The sequence below is a fragment of the Nocardia sp. NPDC052001 genome (assembly GCF_040680615.1).
Classification (GTDB): Bacteria; Actinomycetota; Actinomycetes; order Mycobacteriales; family Mycobacteriaceae; genus Nocardia.
The window spans coordinates 444,554-468,408 of record NZ_JBFAXC010000003.1; the positions used below are offsets into that span (position 1 = coordinate 444,554).

The following is a 23,855-nucleotide window of genomic DNA, read 5'->3' on the forward strand; positions in this document are numbered from 1 at the left end:
AAAGCCCCGCGAATCAACCGATTCGCGGGGCTGCTGCGCTGAAAATCCGGGGCTGCGTCCCAGGTTTCTCTGCCCACCGGGCCCCCGAACCCGTGATCACGTCGGGCGTGTCTCGGGGCGTCCCGGTAGGGGTGTGGGGGCCGGAGCCCCCACGAAGTCCCGGCCTATCAGCCGAAGATCAGGCCCTTGCCCTGGGTGACGGCGCGCGCGAAACGATCCTGCACGTCCGCCCAGTTGACGACGTTCCAGAACGCGGTCACGTAGTCGGCCTTGACGTTCTTGTACTGCAGGTAGAAGGCGTGCTCCCACATATCGACCTGCAGCAGCGGGATGATGCCCAGCGGCACGTTGGCCTGCTGGTCGTACAGCTGGAAGGTGAGCAGCTTCTGGCCCAGGGTGTCGTAACCCAGGACGGCCCAGCCCGAACCCTGCAGACCGTTGGCCGCGGCGGTGAACTGCGCGCGGAACTTGTCGAACGACCCGAACTGGTCGTCGATGGCGGCTTCCAGGTCGCCGACCGGCTTGTCGCCACCGTTGGGGGAGAGGTTCTTCCACCAGATGGAGTGGTTGGCGTGGCCACCGAGGTGGAACGCGAGGTTCTTCTCGTTCAGGAAGATGCTGGCGTGATCGCCCGCCTCACGGGCGGCTTCCAGCTTCTCCAGCGCGGCGTTCGCGCCCGCGACGTAGGCGGCGTGATGCTTGCTGTGGTGGATCTCGTTGATCTGCCCGGAGATGTGGGGCTCCAGGGCGCTGTAGTCGTATTCCAGTTCTGGCAGCGTGTACTCAGCCACGATGTCCCTTCCTCAGTGTCGGGGCTGTGTGCCCTCGGCGATTGTGCCCGGCGCACCCAACCATCATTCGTACACCCGCTTCATGGCAACCGGGGTGTCTGCCCCCACATTCCGGTGTACAGCCGGTTATCCCAACCCTTGGACTGCCCGTGATCGCAATCGGGGGTGCGCATGGTGAGGGCCGCACCGCGAGTGACGGTGCGGCCCAGTTCTGCGCCGGGGGCTGTCCGGAAGTTACAGCGGCGGCACGATATTCGGCTTCATGGTGCGCGGATCGCCCGCGTCGTGCGCCTGCCACCAGCGCACTCCACCCGCGATGAATTCGGTCAGCGGCAGTTCGGCGCCCTGCTGATCGGTGACGACCATGCCGTCGAACCACACCCGCACATCGAGTTCGCGCGGATCGATGCCTTCTTCCTGCGAGATTTCCAGCATGTGCGCGGCCGGGCGGTCATCGAGCACGGTGTCGAAGCTGAGCAGTTTGCGCCACTGGGTCCAGGCCCGGTCGCTGAGGTCGAAGAATTCCCAGCCGTGCAGCGCGCCGCCGCCGAAGCTGCTGACGGCGTCGTGCAGGCCGTCGAGTTCCAAGGGCAGTACGACCGGTTCGAGGTCGTCCCAGCGCTGCCTGCGCAATGAGGCGGCGACGCGGGTGACCCCGGTCAGGGTCAGGTACAGATCGCAGTCGGCGGGCGGTGGCCCGCTTTCCGGGAGGGTCAGAACGTCGAGTTCCAGCCGTAGTGTTCCGGCCGCCGCGTCGACGTCGATTCCGAGGCAGGTCGCCTCGGACAGTGCGGTGTTGAGTCCGGTGATGTCCAGTCCGTCGAGTAGCCCCCTGCTCACAGTCATAGCGCCAGGCTACCGATCTTGCCTGTACCGGCTGAGGATTTCCGATTTTCTGTAGTGTTGTCGTTTTTTTCGGGAGCGAACGGAACCGATCGGGATCCGCCGCCGTCCAACCAGTTGTCGGGTCGGCCGCTCCGAGACGTGGAGGGGACATTTCGGAACGGTTGACCCGGCATTACGAACCGCACGGCTGGAGATTCCGGACAGTTCTCAACCTGTGGATCAGGTTGTGGATTATGTGGATAACTCGGGACGGAACTCCACGTCCCCCGCGTGCCCGTGGCAGGATCGAAGGCGTGACCAGTCCCCATATTCCCTCGGTTCCGATCGAGGAGGTGCCCGCGGAGTTCGACGCCGCCGAGCCCTGGGCGACCACCGCATCCGCACCCGCGCTGCTGGTGGATGTGCGCGAGGATGATGAATGGCGGCTCGGCCACGCGCCCGGCGCCCTGCACATCCCCCTCGTCGACCTGCCCCCGCGCCTGGACGAATTGGATTACGACGCCCAGATCTACGTGATCTGCCGGCAGGGCGGCCGTTCGGTACAGGCGGTGCAGTACCTGGAGAGCGTCGGTTTCGAAGCGGTCATGGTCTCCGGCGGCATGGTCGCGTGGCAGCAGGCCGGGCGTGCCCTCACGGGTGACGATCCGGCCGCGGCGAAGATCTACTAGTGAGGTGCAGCCGATGAACGGGGGGAATGTGGCGAATCAGCGATCCACGGTGGTTCAGCCGTGTGCCCGCTGCGGGGCCCGCTGGGCCGTGCAGGGCAAACCGCTGCACTGGTGCCCGCGCTGCCACGGCGTACTGCTCTCGCCCGCGGCCGTGGACGCGCCGCCCGCCCGCCGCAATTACCGCTGGGTGGCCCGCCCGCCCGGCCGCAAAACGCAACCGGCGCAGCCCGTTCGGCAGCCGGTGGCGGCGCAGACCCCGCACTACACACAGATTCCGCGCTGGGGACTGCGGGACCGCGTCCCCGAGGCGACCACCACCACACCGGTGGGCAGGCTCGAGGCCCTGGCCGCGCGCGTACCGCGCCTATTGCTCACCACCGCGGTCGTTTTCGGTCTGGCCGCGCTCGCCGAACTGGGCCGGTACGGCATTCTGCTGCGCAATCGCACCCGCCTGATCCCGCCCTGGCAGCTGTGGGTTTCCGATGGGGCGGTGACGGTTTCCGCGATCGCGGCCGCCCTGGTGGCGCTGCTGACCGCGGTCGCACTGGTCGGCTGGCTGGTGCAGGTGCGCCGCACCGCGTATGCCGGTGTGCGCCGGACGGATCCGCGGCATCCCGCCGAATTGTTCCTCGGCTCTTTGATTCCCGGCGTGAATCTCCTGTGGCCGGGTGTTTTCCTCACCGAGACGGTCCGCGCGGGCGAGCTGGAGCCGCGCCTGCTGCGCGTGGTCCGGATCTGGTGGGCGGGTTGGATTCTCAATGGCGTGCTGGTCGTCGCGGTGACGCTGTACCGGTTCGCGGCCTCCCTGCAGGTGCGGGCGGACGGCGTGCTGGTGAGCATGTGGGCCGATCTGGTCGCCGCCGGTGTCGCGGTACTGACGCTGTGGCTGGTGCGCGCGTTCGCGGGCCTGGACCTGCGCGGTAATCCGCATACGGTCAAGCGCTGGCTGCCCGCGACCACGCCCGCGGTCCCGGTGATCGCGCCGGTGCGGCCCGCGGCCGAGCGGGCTTCGGGTTCCGCCGGGCGCGCGCCGCTGGACGCGGTCGGGAATGATGAGGCGACCGCACCGAATCCGGCGACCGCGAACGCGGCGGCCGGCGGCGCGCCGGAATCGAAGCATGAGGAGGTATTGGCGAAGTGAGCCGGGAAAGCCGCGCACCATTCGTGGTGGCGCACCGGGGGGCGTCGGCGGCGCGACCCGAACACACCCTCGCCGCATACGATCTCGCGCTGCAGGAGGGCGCCGACGGCGTCGAATGCGATATCCGACTGACCAAGGACGGTCAGCTGGTGTGCGTGCACGACCGCACCGTTGACCGCACCTCCAATGGCGTCGGCGCGGTCAGCGAGCTGACCCTGGACGAACTCCGCGCCCTGAACTTCGGCACCGCCGAGGAACCGTCCCCGGTGCTGACGCTGTCCGAACTCATTGAGCTGGTGCTGGATTGGAAGAGCCGCCCCACCAAGCTCTTCATCGAGACCAAACATCCGGTCCGCTACGGCGCGCTGGTGGAAACCACCCTGCTCACCGAATTGCAGCGCTACGGCATCGCCGCCCCGGCCTCGGCGGACCATTCCCGTGCCGTGGTCATCTCCTTCGCCGCCACCGCGGTGTGGCGCATCCGCCGCGCGGCACCTCTGCTGCCGACGGTCCTGCTCGGCGAATCGTCCCTCTACCTCTCCGGCGGCGCGGCCACCACGGTCGGCGCGACCGCCATCGGCCCCTCGGTCCGCACCCTGCGCGAACATCCGGACCTGGTGGACAAGGCCGCCGCCGCGGGCCGCGCCACCTACGTCTGGACCGTCGACGACCCCGAGGACGTCCGCCTCTGCGCCGACCTCGGCGTCAGCTGGATAGCCACCAACCACCCCGGCCACACCAAGGGCCTGCTCCCCGTCGCCTGATTCGATAAGCCGCACCGCAGCCCGCTCAATCGGACACGGTACGTTTGCCAGCTATGGGTAAGAGCAAGCGCAACAGTCCCAAGCCGGACAGTAACCGGGCGCAGAAGCTGGCCGAGCGCCGCGCCGCGCAGGAGGCGGCGTCGCAGGTCGTGACGCGCCCGTTCGAGGGCTTGGCCGCCGAGTGTGATCTGGTGGCGCTCCGGGAGTTCGTGCCTTCCGCCACCGCGACGCTGAAGCTGTCGCCGAGTGTGGCCGCCGAGCGCGCGGTGACGCTGTCGACGGTGCTGCCGGGCGCGGTGGCCGCGCTGGTGCGCGCCGGTGATGAGCCGGTCGGGTTCGTGGGCACGCAGGTGCAGTTCCAGTCGGATAATCCGGCCGCCGATCTCGCCACCGCGATTCTGTGGACGCAGTCCGCGGAGCCGGGCGATTCGCTCGCGGCCGCGAGTGTCGAAGGCGCGCCGAGCCTTTCGGACGTGCTCGACAACGCCGCGCTGGATCTGACCGTGCATCAGGACTTCAACTGGTGGGTGCCGGCGGGCGTCACCCCGGATCCGCAGGTGGCCGCCACCATCGAGCAGGCCAATCAGGCGATCATGCCGTCGGCCCGCCTGAACCTGGGCGCGGACGCCATCGGCGCGGCCTGGTGGGTGGACGCCGGTGAGAAGGCGCATCTGCGCTGGGTGCGCCCGGAGGACGAGGACGCGCTCATGGTGGCGCTGGCGCGGCTGCACGCGGCCGGTGAACTGAACCTGGGTGAGGGCTCGCGCTTCGCGGGCTCGTTCCGCACCCACGGTTTGCTGGTGCCGGTGTTCGATCTGGATCCGGAGCGTCACCCCACCGAATGGGAGCCCGCCGCAAAGGAATTCGGCGCCCGCCTGGCGGCCGCGCTGAAGAATGACGAGCCGATGACCTCGGATATCCGCCGTTCCCGCGACGGCCTGCGCTCGCGCCAGGTCACCCTGCGCTGATAGCGAAAGGCCCGGTCCCGCAAGGGAACCGGGCCTTTTCGTATGCGCTGCCTAGAGCGAGCCGCCCGCGGTGTGCGGCGAGCCGGACGCATCCTTCGGCGAGCTCATCTCGCGTGAGACGAAGTTCTCCAGGTCGAACATGTTGGCGCTGGCGCGCTCGGCGACGGTGAGGAGGGTCTTCATAGTCGCCACCTCCTCGACCTGCTCCTTCAGGAACCACTGCATGAACTGCTCGCCCTGGTAGTCGCCCTCTTCGCGGGCGGTCTTGGCGAGCGCCACGATCTGCTCGGTGACCGTCTGCTCCTGGGAGAGCGCGAGCGCGATCGGCTCCCTGGCGTTCTCGAAGCTGGACTTGGCGGCGCTGTTGTCGGCCACCTCGACCACGAAATCCTGATCGAGCAGGTACTGCGCGATCATCAGCGCGTGATTGCGCTCTTCGACAGCCTGCTTGTAGAAGTACTTGGCCAGGACCGGCAGATCGGCGTGATCGAACCACAATGCGATGGCGATGTACTGACGCTCGGCATTGAATTCGTTGCGGATCTGATCCTGCAGCAGGGCGTGGAACTTGCTGCTCTTGGTTTGGGTTCGGCTGGACATGCGGATGACACTAATCCCTGGTCAGAGGGCGTGTCATCCAAGTGCAGCCTTATTGAGTACAGCCTTATTGAGGCAATACTTGCCTAATTTCGCTAATTTCCGACGGTGGTGATCAAATCGCTCGGGACGGGTTTATCCGCGGCCAGGGCGTCGAAGAACTGACCCGCCCGGGTCTTGTCCCACAACAGCACATTGCCGCTGCCGTCCACATCCTCGAACCCACCGACCGGCACGGTTGTCGCTATCGGATTGCCCGCCATCGCCTTGCCGAGCAGTGCGAGGTTCCAGACGTGCGAGCCCTCGTCGACCTTCAAGGTTTTCGTCAAGCCCTGTATCAGCGGCCAGGACCGGAACGGGTTGGCGAGCGTGCCCACGCTGGTCGCCTTCTGCAGTAGCGCGCTGAGGAATTTGCGCTGGTTGAGCATGCGATCCAGATCCGCGCGGGCGGTGGCACGCGAGCGCACGAACCCGAGCGCCTCGGCGCCGTTGAGATGCTGACAGCCCGCCTGCAGGTCGATACCCGCCAGCGGATCGTTGATCGCCTGGTCCAGGCACATATCGATACCGCCGACCGCGTCGACGATATCGGCGAACCCGCCGAAGCCGATCTGTGCGTAATGATCGATGCGCAGTCCGGTGGCGAGTTCGACGGTCTGCGTCAGCAGCGGTGCGCCGCCGAAGGCGAAAGACGCGTTGAGCTTGTCTTTTCCATGACCCGGAATGGCCACGTAGGAGTCGCGCGGGAGGCTGACCAGCGTCGGCTGCCCGGATTTGGGCAGGTGCACCAGGATGATGGTGTCGGTCCGCTCGGAGCCGACCTCACCGCCGGTGGCGAGCTCCTGTTCCTGCTCCGCGGTGAGCCCGGTGCGGCTGTCCGAGCCGACCAGAAGCCAATTCGTCCCGGGCGTGTCGCCGATCCGCCCGGAGTAGCCGGGCAGCGCGTCGATTCGGGTCAGATGCGTATCCACGTAGATGGCCGCCACGATCGGGGTGAGCAGCACGATCAGCAGCAGCGCCGTGATCCACCGGAACCAGTGCCGTTTGCGCTTCGGCTTGGGTCCGCGCGGCGGACGATCACCGCCGCCGCCTTTGCCGCCACCGCGTTTGGGCGGCAGCGCGGGCGGCGGTGGTGGCGGTGAATCCTCGCGGAAGGGTTGCGGAGTCTGCGTGGGTGCGTGCCCCATGGGCGCGGCCACGCGTGTCCGCTCGTACTGGGATGCCCCGCGCTGTCCCGCGCCGGGTGGCTGATTGCGTTGTCCCGCAGCCTGTTCCCGTGGTGCGGGTTGATTGCGCTGTGCCGCACCCGGTTCGCGCCGGGGTGGCTGATTGCCCGGTGCCGCGCCCGGATTCCGCTGCGGCGGCCGGTTCATGGTGGGCGGGACTTCCGACCAGGCCAGTGCTGGTCTCGGCTCGTCACGCGAGATCTTGTGGGTGGGGCCGTGCGCTCCGGCGGCCGGATCACCCTGGCGCGGATTCGGATTCGGCCGCGCACCCGGATCGCGTGCCGCCGGACCCTGGTTCCGTTGCGGTGGCTGTCCCGCGCGTGGTGGTCCGCCCGGCTGCGCCCGCGGCGGTTGCGGTTGGTTTGCTCCGGGCCGTGCGGGTCCGGCCGGGGGCTGGCTCGCACGATTCGGCGGCGGCTCCCGGCGCATCCGTGCGTGTTGCTGGGGGTCGTCGCCGTTCATCACCGGAACTCTACTGATTCCACCCGCTCGAGGGTTCATTCCAATCGCATTACGGCAGCCAGGAGACATGTCCGCGCAGTACGGAATAGCCGATGTAGGCGACGGTGTCGATCAGCGCGTGCGCGAGCAGCAGTGGCCAGAGCCGGTTGGTGCGCTGCCAGTAGCGCCCGAATATGAGTCCCATCACCAGGTTTCCGATACCGCCGCCGAGCCCCTGATACAGGTGGTAACTGCCGCGCAGCAGCGCCGAGGCCAGCAGTGACCGGTTCTCGGACCAGCCGAGCGCCCGCAATCGGGTGATCAGATACGCGACCACCAGCACTTCCTCGGCCGCCGAATTCGCCCAGGCGTTCAACACCAGTACCGGCAGCCGCCACCAATGATCCAGTGAGCCGGGCACGATCGTGACGCTCACCCCGAGTGCGTGCGCGACCAGATACAGCCCGAGCCCGGGAATCCCGATGATCGCGGCCAAGGCCAGCCCCGGCAGCACGTCGGCTCGCCACCGCACGCGGGCGATGCCGATCAGGCGCGGCCCGATTCCACTGCGCCACAACAGGTACAGCCCGAGCGCCGCCCACCCGAGCAGCCGCGCCACGCTCAACAGCTGGAACAGCAGATCGATGGCGGATTGCGCGGCCCGCGACGGATTCAGCGCGACGGTCTGCCCGCCCACCCCGCCCGGTGCGAGCGCGCTCTCGAGCAGTGACAGCGCCGCATTGGCCCCGCTCAGCCCGAATGTGACGACCAGGACGATCGCGATCTCGATCCGGATCGCCCGCCGTTCGGCGTCGGTCGATGCGGGCGCGGGCCACGTGGCCGAGGTCTCGGCTCCCGAATTCATGCCGCCAATCTATGCGCGCGGCCGAAACCACCTGCGCCGAGCGGGCGGGCGGGGTTCCGTCGGCCGCGGTGTCGTCCCAGCGTGGTTCCGGTCGGGAGTCGGGCCCGGTGAAGCGTATTCGGCTAGATGCGGTGCAGGCCGTGTTCGAAAGGGTTGGCCGCCAAGGCTTGTACGGCGCGGCTGAGCGATTCGACATCGTGCGCGGGGGTGGGGAAGGGGATGCGGATGTCGTGGTCTGCTTCGACGGCTTCCACGCGCAGTGTGACCCCGTACCGGTCGATGGCGAGCGGGTGCACGAGCGCGCCGCGCCGCAGTGCGGGCGGCAGATGCCGGGCGAGCCGGTCGATGACGTCGGCGTGGTCGGCGTGCAGGTGTTGCAGCCAGGCGCCTTCCATGGCGCAGAACGGGTCCGGGTGTGCCTGCCGGAGTTGTTCGCGCGTCACCGAATCCGCGCCTGAGGTGTCCGCGACGACGGCGGAGTCGACGACCAGCCGCAGCAGGGTGGCGGTGTGGCCGATATCGAGCAGCGCCGGATGCGGGTGGTCCTCGGCGACGGCGGCGGCGAGCGCGCGCTGGGTGTTGCCGGGCACCGCGTGCACCCAGCCGCGCAGCCAGACCAGGGCGCGGACGGGTTCGCGCAGCGGCAGCGGTGCGTGGTCGGTGAGTTCGAGCACGGCGGGCGAGCCGGTATTGCCGCAGGTCATAACCAGTACGGCCGCAACCGAATTGGATGGTACGGCGATGACGATGTCGCCGCACTGGCGCAGCAGGTGCACCGAGGTCGGTACCGGGTCGAGGCCGGGCACGGCCAGCATCGCGCTCTCGGCGTGGGCGCAGGCGCTGTGCACGCGCTCGGCGGTGTGGGGCGCGACGACCGGAGCCGTGTTGGTCATGCCTACCTCCATGATTAATTAGGTAAACCTAAGCTAAGTCAGAGTGTGATCTCGCGCAACCCATCGACTCAGTACGGTTGACCCCGTGCCGCATGATTCCGCCCCCGCCCCCGAACCGGTCATCCTGCAATTGAGCGTCCCCGGGAAACCCGCCGTGCAGGGGATCACCGACGGCCTGATCCGTCCCATCAGCGCGAATCCGGCCCCGGCCGAGGTGCTCGACCTGAGCGTCGACGATGTGGCGGTCGCGGAATTCCTGGTTCGAATCGCACACGGCGACACCGGTTTCGTGGCCCGCACCGATTCCGGCGAACGCGCCCTGGCGATCATCGCCGCCGCTGTCGCGGCGCTCATGGGCGAGGACATACCGACCGCTCTCGCCGCCCCGGACCTCCCCTTCCTGTCGGGTTTGAAACAGCCCGCCGTCGAAGCGCTGCGCACCGTGCTGCTCGCCATCGAGACATCCGATCCGGACGCCGTCGCCGCGGGGCTGCGCGCGCTCCAGCCTTAGGGGTAGGTAAGGGAGTGATTCAAAATAGGGAGTTGCTCACCGTGCGCAAGTAGTGTCTAGACCGTGCCGCGCATCGCCTATTTCGGGCCGTCGGGAACCTTCACGGAGATGGCCCTCGCAAAACTCGAGTCCACCGGAACCTTCGGCGGGCCGGTCGAGCGTGTCCCCGCCCCGAGTCAGGGCGCGACCATCGAACTGGTGCGCGCCGGACAGGTCGACGGTGCGGTGGTGCCGATCGAATCCTCGGTGGACGGGTCGATCGCGCCGACGCTGGACGCGCTGGCGCTGGGTCCCCGCCTGCAGATCATCGCCGAGACCGAACTGAATGTGGCGTTCACCATCCTGGCGCGGCCGGGTATCGAGCTCTCGCAGGTGCGGCGGATCGCCGCCTATCCGATCGCGGCCGCGCAGGTGCGCATCTGGTTGGCGCATCGGTTGCCGGAGGCGGAGATGTTCACCTCGGCCTCCAATGCCGCCGCCGCCGAGGATGTGGTGGCCGGGCACGCGGACGCGGCCGTCTCGACCGCGCTCGCGGGTGAGCGCCTGGGTTTGACCGCGCTGGCGACCGATGTCGCCGACGTGGATTCGGCGGTGACCCGTTTCGTACTGGTCGCGCCGCCGCAGCCCGCGCCGCCGCGCACCGGGGTGGACCGCACCTCGATCGTGCTGGAGTTGGCGAACGAACCGGGTTCGCTCATGCGCGCGTTCGCCGAATTCGCCACCCGCGGTATCGATCTCACCCGTATCGAATCCCGCCCGACGCGAACGGGCATGGGCACGTACCGCTTCTACCTGGATTGCGTCGGCCATATCGATGACACCGCGGTCGCCGAGGCGTTGAAGGCGTTGCACCGCACCGCCGCCCGGATCCGGTTCCTCGGCTCCTGGCCCGCGACCTCGGCCACCGGTGCGCCGCCGCCCGCCGATGAACCCGCGGCGGCCTGGCTGGCAGATCTGAAGAAAGGGGTGGCCGACCTGTGACCGGCAAGCTCATCCTGGTGCGACACGGCGAGACCGAAGGCAATGTCGCCAAGATCCTGGACACCAGGCTCCCCGGCCTGCCGCTCACCGAACGCGGTGTGGCGCAGGCGAAAACCTTCGGCGCGAACCTGTCGACGCCACCGCGCCGTCTCTTCTCCTCCGAGGCCCTGCGCGCCCGCCAGACCGGCGGCCATATCGCCGACGCCACCGGCGTGAAGCTGGAAACCCTGGAGGGTATGCAGGAGGTCCAGCTCGGCGACCTCGAGGGCCTGAACACCCGCGAAGCGCACGAAACCTTCCAGGACATCTACCACGCCTGGCATTTCGGTGATCTGAGCCAGCGCGTCCCCGGCGGCGAAACCGGTATGGAAGTGCTGGACCGCTACGTCCCCACCCTGGAACGCCTACGCGACGAATACCTCTCCGACGATGACTCCGGCGACATCATCCTGGTCAGCCACGGCGCCGTAATGCGCCTGGTCTCCCGCGAACTAGCCTCGGTCCCAAGGCTTTTCGCCGCCAACAACCACCTCGACAACACCGACACCATCGAACTCCTGCCGCACTCCGACGGCACCTGGGAATGCACCCGCTGGGGCCGCTACCTCCCACCCTTCGGCGAGGACACCGCCCCCACCGGCGACGACCCCATGGGCTGATTGCCCCGACAGGGCCGCGAGGGCGCACACACCCCCGAAAGGGTTGAGGGCGCAGACACCCGGGGTGGGGCGATCCGGGATGACGGGGTGGGGCGACGTGGTGGGCTAGCTGGGTGCCCGGAACTTCGGAAACTCCTGGCGCAGAGGCAAACCGGTGATCAGATCCTGTAGCGCTGTGCGCAGGCGGGCAGGGGTGCCCGTTGCCAGGGATGTCCATTTGGTGCCGTCGTCGGCGGTGCTGGCGGTGGCGAGGAATCTGCCGTGCCGGGTGTTGAAGACGGCGATGTGATTGTCGGCGGTGTCGCGGGTGCCGTCACCGTAGATGACGCCGGCGATTTCGGCGTGCGAGTCGACTTGAACCAGTGCGGAGGCAAGGGTTTTCGCGTCGCGCGGTGGTTTGCCCACCTCGGCGAGGCGGTTCGCGGTGGTGGTGACATCGCCCGCATCGTCGAAGATGGGGGCCAATTCGGCTGTGGGCGCGTTCATTCCGTCGAGTTCGAGCGGGTCGGCGGGGCCGAGGGCGGCCATGACCGTACCCGGCAGGTCGTGTCCGGCGGTATCGATGACGTAGGAGTGCGGGCCGCGCAGCGCGACGACTTCGATATCGTCGCCTTTGGCCAGGCAGAACCGGTTGACCTGGCCGTTCACGTACCAGCGCAGGGCGATCACCCAGTGCGGGCGGTAGAGCACGCGCAGCCGCTCGGCGAGTTCCGGATGCACCTGATCACCGTCGAGCAGATCACGTTCGGCCAATTCCGCCGCCGCGGCATTCATGGCCGCGTCGTGATCGACGGCATTGTCGTAGCGCCCCATGGCATTCAGCACCACGGGCAGCTCATCGAACTCCAAAGCCTCCTGGAGATACTGCATTTCGTCGAGCGACAGCGTGACCGACCGCAATACCGACGGCCCGTGCCCCGCGCCGAGCACGGTCACCGCTGCGCCGCCGAATCGCCGACCACTGTCACCGGACCGGTGTTGATCCTGCTCATCGGGCATCCATCGCATCGCCGCCGATCACGGCGGGCGCGATGACCCGGCCGTCGGCGAAGTGTTCCACGGAGCGCCCGTAGGCATGCCCGTCGTAGGTCTCGTCCTCATCGCGCTGTGCCTGATTGCCCAGCAGCGGACTGGAATTCGAGGCGCGCACGGGTGCGGCGGATTGCGCGGCGGGCGCGACGCTCACCGGTTCGGCGACGGCCACGGGGGCCGCCGGCGCGCCACTCGGGATTCCGGTGCCCGCACCCCAGCCTTCGGGCAATTTCAGTGTGCCGCCACCGTTTCCGATGCTCACGCTCGTGCCGCCACCACCGAAGGAAACCGCGCTGGTGCTCACTCCGGCCACGCCCGCGCCCACGGTGGCAAGGCCCGCATCGCCGACGCCGGGCATGGCGGTCCCGATATGACCCGGCGCAAGCCCATTGGCCACGGCTGTGATCGCGGTGCTCGCGACATTGCCGACGGTGGTCGCACCGGAGGTGGCCACGGTCCCGGCCACCTCGGCCGCCTGGCTCATGGCGCTGAGGACCGCGGGGTTGTTCGCCAGCCCGGCCGCGGCTGCCAGCGCGGCCTGCACCGGATCACCGGAGCCGTCGCCGAAACCGCTTGCGCCATTGACGGATCCGGCCCCCATGGCGATGGCGGGCGGCAGGAAGAATTCGCCGGGCGTGGTGACCAGCGCGGTGGTGGCGGCCTCGTAGGTCTCCATGACCAGCGCGGCCCGGATATCGAGCGCGAGTTTCGCGGCCTCGGCCGCTTCGGCGGTGCCGTTGAGCGCGCCACCGGTGGAATGCGCCGCCACCCGCGCGGCTTCGACGGCCGCGATCTCGGGCAGGCTCGGCATGACGATCGAGGCCACGGTGTACGCGGTCACATTGGCGGCGGCCTTGGCGGCCATGGCCGCTGCCAGCACACTCTGCTGTTCGGACCAGAGGGTGAATCCGGTGAGGCGGCCCAGCACGTTCAACCCGTTGATGCCCTGGAGCCCGACCCCGACCTCGGCCATGACCCGGGCAACGGTGGTGGTGGCGTCGACCCAGGCGGCGGTGAGCCCGCCCCAGGCGGTGCCCGCGGCCGCGATCGGAATGGCGTGCGCCCCGGCGTTCAAGGTGACGGAGTTCAATTCGGCCATGCGGGGGAGCCAGAAGACCCCGGTGATGCCCAATGTCATTCGAGTGTTCCCCTCTACACCTGGATGGCGGCGATACCGGCCGCGCGTACCGCGTCCTGCACCAGGTACTGGGCGAGCTGGGTGCGCAGGGTGGCGGCGGCGTGATGCAGTTCGAGTACGGCCTGGGCGGTTGCCCGATCGTGGCTGAATGCCGCCTGATTGAAGTGTGCGGCGGCCAGGAAGGAGACTTCCTCGGTGCCGGAGGGCAGCACATGGGTGGCGGGCGCGGTGAAAGCGGATGCCGCCGAGAGTCGTTCGGCGAGCAGGTCGAGCTCGAGAGCAGCGGCGAGAATGACCTCGGGCTGCACGAGGACGTGGCCGACCATGAAGCGACTCCCCTCCTGGTGTGTGGAACAGACAGCGGTACCGGCTATGAATTCTTGGACGCACCGGTTAGCTGAATGGTTCCCCGCAACCCCGGATCAGCCCCATCCCAGCTGATGAAGGCGGTCGTCGTCAATCCCGAAGTAGTGCGCGATCTCGTGAATCACTGTGATTGCCACCTCTTCCACCACCTCTTCTTCGCTGTGGCACATGCCGAGGATGGCCTCGCGATAGATGGTGATGGTGTCGGGTAATGCGCCCCCGTAGTGGCTGAAGTCCCGTTCGGTGAGCGCTATCCCGTGATAGAGCCCGAGCAGGTGCGGGTCCTCGTCGCTGCGCGGTTCGATGAGAACCACCACATTGTCGATGGCCTTGGCCAGCTCGGCCGGAATCAGGTCCAGTGCGTCACCGACGAGCTCTTCGAAGCGCTCGTCGGACATGGTTACCGACACGGTGCGCCGTTCTGTTCGATCACCGCGGCTGCGGGATGACCGGTGGAGCCGCGCCCGGTAGCGGTGGCGGGGTGTAGCGGCCGTTGTTCGGCGGCGGCACCGGGGCCTGGCCGTCGATGAGCAGATCGCCGCGCGCGGAACCGGTGATGGTGGCGAAGCCCTCCTGGTCCGCGCCCTTGCCGATCAGGCAGTTCAGGCTCTGACTACCGGCCAGCCAGCTGCGGGTGTCCAGGAAATCCCAGAACAGCGTGAGGGTCTTGTTGCGCAACGCGTCCGGTGAGCCCAGATAGTCGGTGGAGTCCTTGGCGCACTGGTCCTCCATGACCTTGTCCTGATCGTCCTTGCTGGGCGCGCCGTTCGGGAAGCGTGCGCCGAGGTCGACGGTGGAGACGATCTCGAAGGCGTGCGGCTGCGCGCAGTCGACCGGATCGGTGGGCAGGTTGCGGGCGATGCCCACGCACGTGCCGACGTCGAACACCTTGGACTGATTGACGTTCCGCACGCTGCCGGAGATGGGATGCGTCGCGGTGCCCGCGCTGCCGGTGACCTGCAGGCCGCAGCGCAGCGTGCGCTCGCCCGCCTTCCAGCCCGCTTCGCCCGGATTGATCAGGCCGACGACGAATTTGCCGCGCGGATCGAATTTGCCGCCGAGGTAGCTCTGCGCGGCGCTGACGCAGTGCTCATCGCGCAGTTCGGAGAAGCGCAGTGAATCGGGAAAGCGTGAGCCCGGCCCGAATTCGCGGCCCGGGTACTTGCTCAGGTCGACATCGGCGGTGACCTCGAACAGGTGCTTGCTGCCGCAGTCGACCTTCACCAGATCGCTGGCATTGCTCTTGCTCCAGCTCAGGCAGTCGCCCTGTTTGGCGGTGCCGAAGGCCGCGCCCGCGACCGCCCCGGTGGGCTGCGCCCCGCCCGGCGTATGCGCCTCCACCCGTCCGGAGTCGAAGCCGGAGACGACCATGGTGATGAGCGCGGCGACCACCGCACCCACCGCGACGGCGAGCAGCCCCCAGCGCAGTGTGGGCGCGGACAGCGGACCTTCCGTACTCAGCTTCGATCGCAGCCCGGCCAGCGGGCTGGGCTTACCCGACGATGGACCCGACCGACCGGACGGCCCGGGCTGACCGTAAGGACCCGGCTGACCTGACGACGGACCCGAACGACCGGCCCGCCTGGACCCCCCTTTTCGGGGACCAGCGGATGGCCACGCGGGCTGTTCTGGCGGAGGCACTCGTTCGTCGGACATCGCCGTCCATCATGTCAGCGCGGCATCGCCCCCGCCATGTCCCACTGAACTTCGCACCCCGACGCGCCGGTTCCCGGCGTGGGAACCGGCGCAGCACACCGTATTTACCCCGCGATCGCTATCCCGCGATGAGGTCGGCGGCCTTCTCACCGATCAGCACCGCGGGCGCGTGGGTATGCCCGCGCGTGATGATCGGCATGACCGACGTATCGGCGATACGCAACCCTTCGACCCCGCGCACCCGCAGTTCCGGATCGACGACGCCGGTCGAGTCCGAACTCATCCGGCAGGTGCCGACCGGGTGGTACAGCGTGTGCGAATGCGCGTCCAAACACCGCTTGAGCACCTCGTCCATCGGCGTGCTCGCGGGCATCTCGGGCTGCATGAGCTCCCCGATGTGCTCCTTGAGCGCGGGCTGCGAGGCGATTTCGACGCAGGTGCGCAGTCCGGCCATGAGCGTGATGCGGTCGTTGATCTCCGAGACGTACTTGGGATCGATGCGCGGCGCGACGAACGGATCGGTGGAGGTCAGCGTGATCTCCCCGAGTGATTCGGGCTTGAGCAGCACCGCCGCGAAGGTCAGCGCGTGCCCGTCGGGTTCGCCGAGCCCCTCGCCGATGTAGGGCGCGGGCGCGAAGATCAATTCCAGGTCCGGCAGGTCCAGATCCGGGCGGCTGCGCACGAATCCGTACGCCTCACCGACATTGGAGGTGAGCTGCCCGCGTCGCCGCAGCAGGTAATTGCCCAGTTCGAGCAGGTTCTTGTCCGCGCCGTAGAGGCTGCCCGCCTTGGTGCGATACACGATGGGCGCGGCCAGATGATCGCGCAGATTGCGCCCGATCTCCGGATTGTGGTGCCGCACCGGGATTCCCAGCGCGGTCAACTGGTCCACGGGTCCGATACCGGACAGCATGAGCAGCTGCGGTGTGTTGATCGCCCCGCCGGACAGGATGACCTCGCGTTTGGCGTGCAGCTGTTTGGTCTCGCCGCCGATCCGGTATTCGACGCCGACCGCGCGATTGCCTTCGAACAGCACCTGCGTGACATGCGCGTCGGTGATCAGCGTCAGATCCCGGTGCCGTTGCAGCGCGGGCCGCAGGTAGGCGTCGGCGGTGCTCCAGCGCGCCCCGCGCTTCTGACTCACCATGGTCTGCGTGAACCCTTGCGGCACATCGGCATTCGCGGTCTCGAGGGTGAACCCGGCCTGAGTCGCCGCGGTCAGGTACTCCTGGGTGACGGCCCGCGGGCTGCGCTGCGGCGAGATGTACAGCGGCCCCTCGCCGACGGTGCCTTCCGGCCCCTCGACGGTTTCCATGCGCTGGAAATAGGGCAGCACCTGCTCGAATGACCATCCGGGCCCGGCGTGCTCGGCCCATTCGTCGTAGTCGGCGGCGAAGCCGCGCACCCACATCATGGCGTTCATCGATGAGGAGCCGCCGAGCATTTTGCCGCGCGGCCAGTACACCTGGCGGTCGTGCAGTTCGGTTTGCGGTTCGGTGCGGTAGTTCCAGTCGTTCTCACCCTGGAAGAGCTTGGAGAATCCGGCGGGGATGTGCACGAATTTATCGCGGTCGGCGCTGCCCGCTTCGACGACGGCGACGCTGACGCCGGGCCGGTCACTGAGCCGAGCGGCCACGGCCGCCCCGGCGGATCCGGCGCCGACGACGATGAAATCGACTGTGCTCGGCGTGTATTGGGGCATGGGGACTCCTCGGGAGGTCTGGCGAGGGATACGTGCGCGGGCGCAGCGGCGTTCCGCCCGTACCCATGACCCAACTCTGGTCGATCCTGTGAATGAGGGCGACCGGAACGCGGGAAAAGGACGGAAACTGGCGCTGACGCATTTGTCCGGTCCTGGACCTAAGGGAAATTCGCTGGCCCCGCCCCGATAGGCTTGAGCCATGATCGACCTTCGATTCCTGCGGGAGAACCCGGACGTGGTCCGCGCGTCGCAGCGGGCTCGCGGTGAGGACCCGGCCCTGGTGGATGCCCTGCTCGCGGCCGATACGGCGCGGCGCGCGGCCGTCGCCAATGCCGATGGTCTGCGCGCCGAGCACAAGGCGCTGGGCAAGAAGGTCGGCAAGGCGTCCGCGGAGGAGCGCCCGGTGCTGCTGGCGCAGGGGCAGGAGTTGTCGGCGAAGGTCAAGGAGGCCGAGGTCGCCGAGAACGCCGCCGACGCCGTGCTCGATGCCGCGCAGCGCGCGCTGTCGAATGTGGTGCAGGAGGGCGCGCCCGCGGGCGGCGAGGACGATTACGTCGTGCTCGAGCATGTCGGCACCCCGCGCGAATTCGATTTCACCCCGAAGGATCACCTGGAATTGGGTGAATCGCTGGGCATCATCGATATGGAACGCGGTGCGAAGGTTTCGGGCGCGCGCTTCTATTTCCTCACCGGTTATGGCGCGCTGTTGCAGTTGGGCCTGTTGCAGCTGGCGGCGCAGCGGGCCACCAGGAATGGTTTCACCATGATGATTCCGCCGGTGCTGGTGCGCCCGGAGATCATGGCGGGCACCGGTTTCCTGGGTCAGCACGCGGCGGAGATCTATCACCTGGAAGAGGACGACCTGTACCTGGTCGGCACCTCGGAGGTTCCGCTGGCGGGCTATCACTCGGGCGAGATCCTGGATCTGGGCGCGGCGAACGCCAAGCGCTACGCGGGCTGGTCGTCGTGTTTCCGGCGCGAGGCGGGCAGCTACGGCAAGGACACCCGCGGCATTATTCGCGTGCATCAGTTCGACAAGGTGGAGATGTTCGTCTACACCCGCCCCGAGGACGCGGACGCCGAGCACAAGCGCCTGCTGGCCTGGGAGCAGGAGATGCTCGCCGCCATCGAGGTGCCGTATCGCGTCATCGATGTGGCCGCCGGTGATCTGGGCAGCTCGGCCGCGCGCAAATTCGACTGTGAGGCTTGGGTTCCGACCCAGGAGACCTATCGCGAGCTCACCTCGACCTCGAATTGCACGACATTCCAGGCGCGTCGCCTCAATGTCCGCTACCGCGATGAGAACAACAAGCCGCAAACCGCCGCCACCTTGAATGGCACGCTCGCCACCACCCGCTGGATCGTCGCGCTGCTGGAGAATCATCAGCAAGCCGACGGCTCGGTCCGGGTCCCGGCGGCGTTGGTCCCGTTCGTGGGTGTCGAAGTGCTCGAGCCGATCCGGTGAGCAAATATCAACTCACCGTTTAGGCTGGGCAGCGTGCGAGGAATCGGGTCTCGCGGCGATACCCGAACGCGGGTGCGGACGGCTTCGGCGCTGGCGACGGCAATGGTCATGGCTCGAACCACCGGTGCGTTCTACGTCATGGGTGGTGTGCTTGGTCTGGTGATCACGGCCGTCGCTCCGGGTGATGAGGGCAATCGGCCGCTGGTGGGTAGTGCGGCGCTGGTGGCATTGCTGCTCGGGGTGAGTCTGCTGTTCTGGGGCCCGCGCATGCCGCACTACGTGCATCACGGATATGTGGCGGTGGCCACGGTGCTGGTGACCGTTGCGGTGCATTGGTTTCCGAATACCGTGGGCGCGATCAGTCTGGCCGCGTTCTATGTGTTCGTAGCGTGTGATGCCGCGATTTTCTTCGCCTGGAAATGGCTCGGCGCGCATCTGGTTTTCGCGGTGCTGTGTTGTTTGTGGGTGGTGCCCTCGCGCGGTCTGCCGTGGTGGTCGGGTTTGATTCCGGCGGGTATCACCATCGGAATCGGCATTGTGGTCGGCATTCTCACGCGGATGGCGTCGGACGCGGATATCGATGTGCTGACGGGTCTGCTGAATCGCCGCGGTTTCGATCGCGCGCTGGCCAATGCCATCGATCACGCGCAGCGCACCGGCCAGGCATTGTCGCTGGTGCTGGTGGACCTGGATCGTTTTCAGAAGATCAATGACCATCTCGGGCATCGCGCGGGTGACGCGGTCCTGCAGCGGGTGGGTGACACCTGGCAGAAATTGCTGACCCCGGAGCAGCGGCTGGCCCGCTACGGCGGTGACGCCTTCGCACTGCTGCTGCCGAATTCGACCGAGCAGGCCGCGATTCTGCTGACCGAGCAATTGCGCGCGGCGGTGACAACGGGTTGTTCCGCGGGTGTCACCTCGTGGCAGCCGGGTGAGTCGGGTTCGCTGCTGGTGAGCCGCGCGGATGTGGGCCTGTATCGGGCCAAGCAGGCGGGCCGCAATCGCACGGTGCTGGAGTCGTCGCGGCAGTTGCCGCTGGCGGTGGAGCTACGCGAGGCGATCGATCGCGGCACCCTGGATGTGCAGTATCAGCCGATCGTGAGCCTGTCCGACGGTGCGACCCGCGCGGTCGGGGTGGAGGCGCTGCTGCGCTGGTCCTCGCACGCGCAACCGGATGTGACCACCGAGGGCCTGATCCGGGTGGCCGAGGAATACGACCTCATCTCCGATCTGGACGAGCTGGTGCTGCGCCGGGCGTGCGCCGACGCGATGCGGTTGCAGGAGACGTTCGCTCAGCTGGATCTGACGCTGAACGTGAATGTGAGCGGCCTGGAATTGGCCGAATCCGCCTATGCCGACCGGGTTTCCGGAATTCTCGCCGATACCGGCTGGCCCGCGGATCAATTGGTCCTGGAAGTGACCGAGAGCGAGATCGCCGCCGAATCCGAGACCGCCATCGCGAATCTGCACAAGCTGCGTGAGACCGGCGTCCGCATCGCCATCGACGATTTCGGCACCGGCTATTCGTCTTTGAGTCGCCTGGCCACGCTGCCCAGCGACATCCTGAAGGTGGATCAGTCCTTCGTGGCCGCCATCCGCTCCGATTCCCCGGCCCCGCCGCTGCTGGGAGTCATCGCGGCGCTGAGCAAGTCACTGGACCTGCAGGTGATCGCGGAGGGTGTGGAGACCGAATACCAGGCCGCGGTGCTCACCGAACTGGGTTTCGCGCTGGCGCAGGGTTACCACTACAGCGATTCGCATCCGGTGTCCGAGCTCATCAACGATCTCAATGACCGGCACGGTCTGGTCGGAGTGGGCCGCACCGAGCACGAGGTGAACACCAACGGCTGGATTCCGGTCGACAATCCGTTTGACGGGGGAGTGCCGGGCGCGCAGAGTTGATCTCATGCGCATGCTCGTCTACGCCTGTTGATCCTGGCTCGCACTTCTAGGTAATCGCCGCGCCGATCCGGTGCGCGGCCGCACGCTGCGCGCGGTGCTGTTCGCGCTGACGGCGGATCTGATTCCGTACTACGCCCTGTACGCGCTGCTGTTCGCCGACCACGGTCTGAGCACGGCGCAGATCTCCTCGCTGCTGGCCATCTGGTCGGCGACCTCGTTCCTGCTGGAGGTGCCCTCGGGCGCGTGGGCCGATACGGTGTCGCGGCGCGGGCTGCTCATTCTTTCCGGTGTCCTGCTCACGGCCGGTTTCCTGGTGTGGACGCTGCTGCCGTCGTATGCGGGTTTCGCGGCGGGCTTCGTGCTCTGGGGCACCTCGGGTGCGTTGCGTTCGGGCACCTTCGAGGCGCTGATCTATGACGATCTCGCCGCCCGTGCCGCGACCTCGGCGTATCCCCGGCTGATGGGTTACACCCGTGCGGCCGCCGAATCCGCCGCTCTCGTAGGCATTCTCGCGGCCGCGCCGCTGTACGCGTGGGGCGGTTACGCCCTGGTCGGCTGGTCGAGCGTGGTGCTGGCCGGCATCCACGTGCTGTCGGCGGTGGCATTGCCGAGTGCGCCGAAGGTGGTATCCGCTTCGGACGTAGAGGAATTGGAGGAGGAGCCCGATGCCGCGCCGGCCGCGCTTTCAGCAGCGTCGACTCCGGCCGGTATATCGCGATATGCGCACATGTTGCGTTCCGGACTTCGAGAGTCACTGCATGTCAGGGTGATTCGGCGCGGCGTGATCCTGGTGGCGCTGTTGAACGGCATCACCGCGTTCGACGAGTACTTCGCGCTGCTCGCCGACCACGCCGGTGTCTCGCCGTCGATATCGGCGGTGCTGGTCGGTGTGACCGTCGCGGGCGCGCTGGCTGGAGCCGCGCTGGCCGGTCGCACCGAAAGCGTTTCGGCGCGGGCCTTTTCGATCGCGATGGGTATCGCCGGCGTGCTGTTCATCGGCGGCGCGCTGCTGTGCGGGCTCGCCACCGCGCACCCCGGTGTCGTCTATCCCCTTGTCGCGGTGGGTTTCACCGCCATCGCGATCGCGTACGGCATCGATTACAACGCCGATGTGCTGGCCTCGGCCCGGCTCCAGGACGCCATCGAGGGTCCGGCCCGGGCCACCGTCACCTCGGTGTCCGGCCTGGTCACCGAGGTGATCGCGCTGATCGTCTTCATCTTCGTCGGTGTGGCGGCGGCCTGGCTGCCCATTCCGGTGCTGGTGGCGGCGCTGGGCACCCCGCTGCTGTTGATCGCCGCGCTGCTGCCGACCTGGCTGCCGGGTGGGGAGGCGGTCAGACCACCGACGGCCGATTGATACTGGACCGCAGCACGTCGCCCTGTTCGGCGAAGCGCCGGGCGAGTTCGTGGCGCGCGTCGGCGTCGCCCATCGAATTGTTCACGCAGAAGCGTCCTTCGGCGACGGTCAGCAGTTTCACATTGACCAACCGGATCGGTGACAGCGGTCCGGGTACGGTGCCGGGTAGCTCATCGCCGATCAGGCCGAGCATGACCACCAGCGCACCGTCCTCATCGAGATAGGTTCCGGTGGCGGCGCGCGGCAATTGCGCGTTCTCCAGTTGAATGGTGATGACCCCGTACTGCTCCAGCATGTCCGAAACCCGGAATCCGTACTGCGCCACCAGATTCGACACCGTCATCACGGTCTGCCCCAACCAGGAGGTCGCCACCGAAATGGTATCGCTGTCGGCGGGAATGTCCGGCGATATCCCGAACACCTCCAGTTCGTACCCATTCGTCGGATCTGAGTTCTCCCATTCGGTGGGGTCCGCCAGCCCGCTACTGGCGACCAGCAGCGCGTCATCGCGCCGCGAAATGGCGTGTGCCTGCCGCAATGCGGGCCACTGCGGCCCGCCCATGAACGCGGGATTGATCAAATGCGCGATCACATCACTATCGAGCCGCCCCCAGGAATTCCACGCTTCATCGAGTACCCGATAGGTTTCGGCGTCGTGCGTATCGCCGATTGTTGATTCGGTCACGCAACGACCGTAACCGACCCACCCCACCCCGGGCCATTCTCAGCTTCGTTCCCGCGCAACACATCTCGCCATTCCGGCCGGGCTGTGGAAAAGCCGGGCGGTCGGCACGGGGAGGATTGAAGTGTGACTGGGCGACGGCGAGCGGGATTGGTGTTCGGGGGTTGCATCGGTGCGGGTGTGGCGGTGCAGGCGCGCGTGAACGGTGAGTTGGGGGAGCGCCTGGGCGATGGTGTCGCCGCCGCGGTCATCAGTTTCGGGTCCGGGTTGCTGGTGGTGGGTGCGATCGTCGTGCTGAGCGCGCGGGGGCGCGACGGGCTGCGGCGGGTATGGGATGCGCTGCGCGCGGGGGAACTGCGCCGGTGGCAGCTATTGGGCGGCCTGTGCGGCGCGTTCTTCGTGGCCTGCCAGGGGCTCACGGTGGCGGCCATCGGGGTCACGGCCTTCACGGTCGCGGTGGTGGCTGGGCAGTTGACGAGCAGTCTGCTGGTGGATCGGGTGGGGCTGGGTCCGCGCGGGCGGACGCCGGTGACCCTGTTGCGTTCCGTGGGAGCGGGATTGGCGCTGGTCGCGGTCGCGCTGTCGGTGGCCGGGCGCTCAGGTGAGCGGGGCGGGCTGTCGGTGCCGGAGGGGTTGCGCGGCGGGCCGCAGCTATTGCTGATCGTATTGCCGCTGCTGGCGGGCTTCGGGGTGGCCTGGCAGCAGGCGGTGAACGGCCGGGTGGGCGCGGTGGGCGGACCGCGATCGGCGACGCTGGCGAACTTCGCGACCGGCCTGGCGGGTCTGTTGGTTGTCGAGGCCGTCGTGATCTGGGGAAGTGGTTGGCCGCATGGATTTCCCAGTGCCCCCTGGTTGTATCTGGGCGGTGTGATCGGCGTGGTGTTCATCGCGCTGGCGGTACTGGTGGTGCGCTGGATCGGGGTGCTGCTACTCGGCTTGACCTCGGTGGCGGGTCAGTTGTTGATGTCCCTGGCCCTGGATGTGGTCGCGCCGACCGGGGCCGGAGTGTCAACGCTCGCGGTTGTCGGTTGTGCGCTCACGTTCGTGGCCGTCGCGGTCGCCGCGCGGGAGTGACGGACGCCGCGCCGGGAGTGTAGTTGCACCCGCACGCGCGGGTGACCGAACGGTCGGTGTCATTCGCCATCACGTCTGACGAAATTCGTTCCGCCCATTACGGATTGGGCTCCCATCGCGCTGTGTGATG

At 67.8% G+C, this 23,855-nt stretch carries 24 protein-coding genes; 11 read left to right on the forward strand and 13 right to left on the reverse strand.

Going from position 1 to position 23,855, the window contains the following annotated elements; all coding sequences use genetic code 11:
• Nucleotides 1-167 precede the first annotated feature (167 nt).
• Complete coding sequence (locus tag AB0L82_RS17430; RefSeq protein WP_364636936.1) at nt 168-791, reverse strand: superoxide dismutase; 624 nt, start codon at nt 789-791, stop codon at nt 168-170.
• Nucleotides 792-1,025: 234 nt separating this feature from the next.
• Nucleotides 1,026-1,637 carry a hypothetical protein gene (locus AB0L82_RS17435; RefSeq protein WP_364636938.1) on the reverse strand — a complete coding sequence of 204 codons (612 nt, stop codon included), beginning with the start codon at nt 1,635-1,637 and terminating at the stop codon, nt 1,026-1,028.
• 293 nt (nt 1,638-1,930) lie between these two features.
• Here AB0L82_RS17435 and AB0L82_RS17440 point away from each other — a divergent pair, with 293 nt between their 5' ends.
• From AB0L82_RS17440 to AB0L82_RS17455, 4 genes are read left to right on the forward strand one after another with little or no spacing between them, the layout of a single operon-like run.
• On the forward strand, nt 1,931-2,305 hold the full coding sequence (locus tag AB0L82_RS17440; protein ID WP_364636940.1) for a rhodanese-like domain-containing protein: 375 nt from the start codon (nt 1,931-1,933) through the stop codon (nt 2,303-2,305).
• Nucleotides 2,306-2,318: 13 nt separating this feature from the next.
• Nucleotides 2,319-3,446, forward strand: coding sequence for a DUF4328 domain-containing protein (locus AB0L82_RS17445; protein ID WP_364636942.1), 1,128 nt, complete (start codon nt 2,319-2,321; stop codon nt 3,444-3,446).
• A complete protein-coding gene (locus tag AB0L82_RS17450) occupies nt 3,443-4,210 on the forward strand; it encodes a glycerophosphodiester phosphodiesterase (protein WP_364636944.1) in 768 nt (255 codons plus the stop codon). The genes AB0L82_RS17445 and AB0L82_RS17450 overlap by 4 nt, the downstream gene beginning before the upstream one ends.
• A 53-nt stretch (nt 4,211-4,263) precedes the next feature.
• On the forward strand, nt 4,264-5,178 hold the full coding sequence (locus AB0L82_RS17455; protein WP_364636946.1) for a DUF5926 family protein: 915 nt from the start codon (nt 4,264-4,266) through the stop codon (nt 5,176-5,178).
• 51 nt (nt 5,179-5,229) lie between these two features.
• On the opposite strand, the gene AB0L82_RS17460 is transcribed toward AB0L82_RS17455, so the two are convergent.
• The 4 genes from AB0L82_RS17460 to AB0L82_RS17475 form a co-directional block, all read right to left on the reverse strand.
• Nucleotides 5,230-5,778, reverse strand: a complete 549-nt coding sequence (locus tag AB0L82_RS17460; RefSeq protein WP_364636948.1) for a ferritin — start codon at nt 5,776-5,778, stop codon at nt 5,230-5,232.
• A gap of 92 nt (nt 5,779-5,870) precedes the next feature.
• Nucleotides 5,871-7,463, reverse strand: coding sequence for an LCP family protein (locus AB0L82_RS17465; RefSeq protein ID WP_364636950.1), 1,593 nt, complete (start codon nt 7,461-7,463; stop codon nt 5,871-5,873).
• Nucleotides 7,464-7,512: 49 nt separating this feature from the next.
• Entirely contained in the window at nt 7,513-8,307 is a 795-nt protein-coding gene (locus AB0L82_RS17470; RefSeq protein ID WP_364636952.1) for a type II CAAX endopeptidase family protein, read from the reverse strand.
• A gap of 122 nt (nt 8,308-8,429) precedes the next feature.
• Nucleotides 8,430-9,200, reverse strand: a complete 771-nt coding sequence (locus tag AB0L82_RS17475; protein WP_364636954.1) for a DUF2470 domain-containing protein — start codon at nt 9,198-9,200, stop codon at nt 8,430-8,432.
• A gap of 85 nt (nt 9,201-9,285) precedes the next feature.
• On the opposite strand from AB0L82_RS17475, the gene AB0L82_RS17480 reads away from it, so the two are divergent.
• From AB0L82_RS17480 to AB0L82_RS17490, 3 genes are all read left to right on the forward strand, one after another.
• Entirely contained in the window at nt 9,286-9,711 is a 426-nt protein-coding gene (locus AB0L82_RS17480; protein WP_364636956.1) for a hypothetical protein, read from the forward strand.
• Between the two features lie 63 nt (nt 9,712-9,774).
• Nucleotides 9,775-10,692 carry a prephenate dehydratase gene (gene pheA / locus AB0L82_RS17485; RefSeq protein ID WP_364636958.1) on the forward strand — a complete coding sequence of 306 codons (918 nt, stop codon included), beginning with the start codon at nt 9,775-9,777 and terminating at the stop codon, nt 10,690-10,692.
• Entirely contained in the window at nt 10,689-11,351 is a 663-nt protein-coding gene (locus AB0L82_RS17490; RefSeq protein WP_364636960.1) for a histidine phosphatase family protein, read from the forward strand. The genes pheA and AB0L82_RS17490 overlap by 4 nt, the downstream gene beginning before the upstream one ends.
• 105 nt (nt 11,352-11,456) lie before the next feature.
• On the opposite strand, the gene AB0L82_RS17495 is transcribed toward AB0L82_RS17490, so the two are convergent.
• The 6 genes from AB0L82_RS17495 to AB0L82_RS17520 all read right to left on the reverse strand — a co-directional run bounded on the left by AB0L82_RS17495 (nt 11,457) and on the right by AB0L82_RS17520 (nt 17,245).
• Nucleotides 11,457-12,350: an ESX secretion-associated protein EspG gene (locus tag AB0L82_RS17495; RefSeq protein ID WP_364636962.1), complete on the reverse strand. Its 894-nt coding sequence runs from the start codon at nt 12,348-12,350 to the stop codon at nt 11,457-11,459.
• Nucleotides 12,340-13,521 carry a PPE domain-containing protein gene (locus AB0L82_RS17500; protein ID WP_364636964.1) on the reverse strand — a complete coding sequence of 394 codons (1,182 nt, stop codon included), beginning with the start codon at nt 13,519-13,521 and terminating at the stop codon, nt 12,340-12,342. The genes AB0L82_RS17495 and AB0L82_RS17500 overlap by 11 nt, the downstream gene beginning before the upstream one ends.
• Nucleotides 13,522-13,535: 14 nt before the next feature.
• Entirely contained in the window at nt 13,536-13,847 is a 312-nt protein-coding gene (locus AB0L82_RS17505; RefSeq protein WP_364636966.1) for a PE family protein, read from the reverse strand.
• Between the two features lie 96 nt (nt 13,848-13,943).
• Nucleotides 13,944-14,297: a metallopeptidase family protein gene (locus AB0L82_RS17510; RefSeq protein WP_364636968.1), complete on the reverse strand. Its 354-nt coding sequence runs from the start codon at nt 14,295-14,297 to the stop codon at nt 13,944-13,946.
• 19 nt (nt 14,298-14,316) lie between these two features.
• Entirely contained in the window at nt 14,317-15,360 is a 1,044-nt protein-coding gene (locus AB0L82_RS17515; RefSeq protein WP_364637956.1) for a septum formation family protein, read from the reverse strand.
• 301 nt (nt 15,361-15,661) lie between these two features.
• Nucleotides 15,662-17,245 (reverse strand): GMC family oxidoreductase N-terminal domain-containing protein, encoded by a 1,584-nt coding sequence (locus AB0L82_RS17520; RefSeq protein WP_364636970.1) that lies wholly within the window; start codon nt 17,243-17,245, stop codon nt 15,662-15,664.
• Nucleotides 17,246-17,444: 199 nt separating this feature from the next.
• On the opposite strand from AB0L82_RS17520, the gene serS reads away from it, so the two are divergent.
• The 3 genes from serS (at nt 17,445) to AB0L82_RS17535 (ending at nt 21,969) form a co-directional block, all read left to right on the forward strand.
• The gene (gene serS / locus AB0L82_RS17525) at nt 17,445-18,710 is read left to right on the forward strand and encodes a serine--tRNA ligase (protein ID WP_364636972.1); all 1,266 of its coding nucleotides are present in this window, start codon (nt 17,445-17,447) and stop codon (nt 18,708-18,710) included.
• A gap of 33 nt (nt 18,711-18,743) precedes the next feature.
• The gene (locus AB0L82_RS17530; protein ID WP_364636974.1) at nt 18,744-20,612 is read left to right on the forward strand and encodes a bifunctional diguanylate cyclase/phosphodiesterase; all 1,869 of its coding nucleotides are present in this window, start codon (nt 18,744-18,746) and stop codon (nt 20,610-20,612) included.
• Between the two features lie 94 nt (nt 20,613-20,706).
• Nucleotides 20,707-21,969 carry an MFS transporter gene (locus tag AB0L82_RS17535; RefSeq protein ID WP_364636976.1) on the forward strand — a complete coding sequence of 421 codons (1,263 nt, stop codon included), beginning with the start codon at nt 20,707-20,709 and terminating at the stop codon, nt 21,967-21,969.
• Here AB0L82_RS17535 and AB0L82_RS17540 read toward each other — a convergent pair.
• Entirely contained in the window at nt 21,947-22,654 is a 708-nt protein-coding gene (locus AB0L82_RS17540; RefSeq protein WP_364636978.1) for a hypothetical protein, read from the reverse strand. The two genes, AB0L82_RS17535 and AB0L82_RS17540, sit on opposite strands and share 23 nt — an antisense overlap.
• A gap of 123 nt (nt 22,655-22,777) precedes the next feature.
• Here AB0L82_RS17540 and AB0L82_RS17545 point away from each other — a divergent pair, with 123 nt between their 5' ends.
• Complete coding sequence (locus AB0L82_RS17545; protein WP_364636980.1) at nt 22,778-23,725, forward strand: DMT family transporter; 948 nt, start codon at nt 22,778-22,780, stop codon at nt 23,723-23,725.
• Nucleotides 23,726-23,855 lie beyond the last annotated feature (130 nt).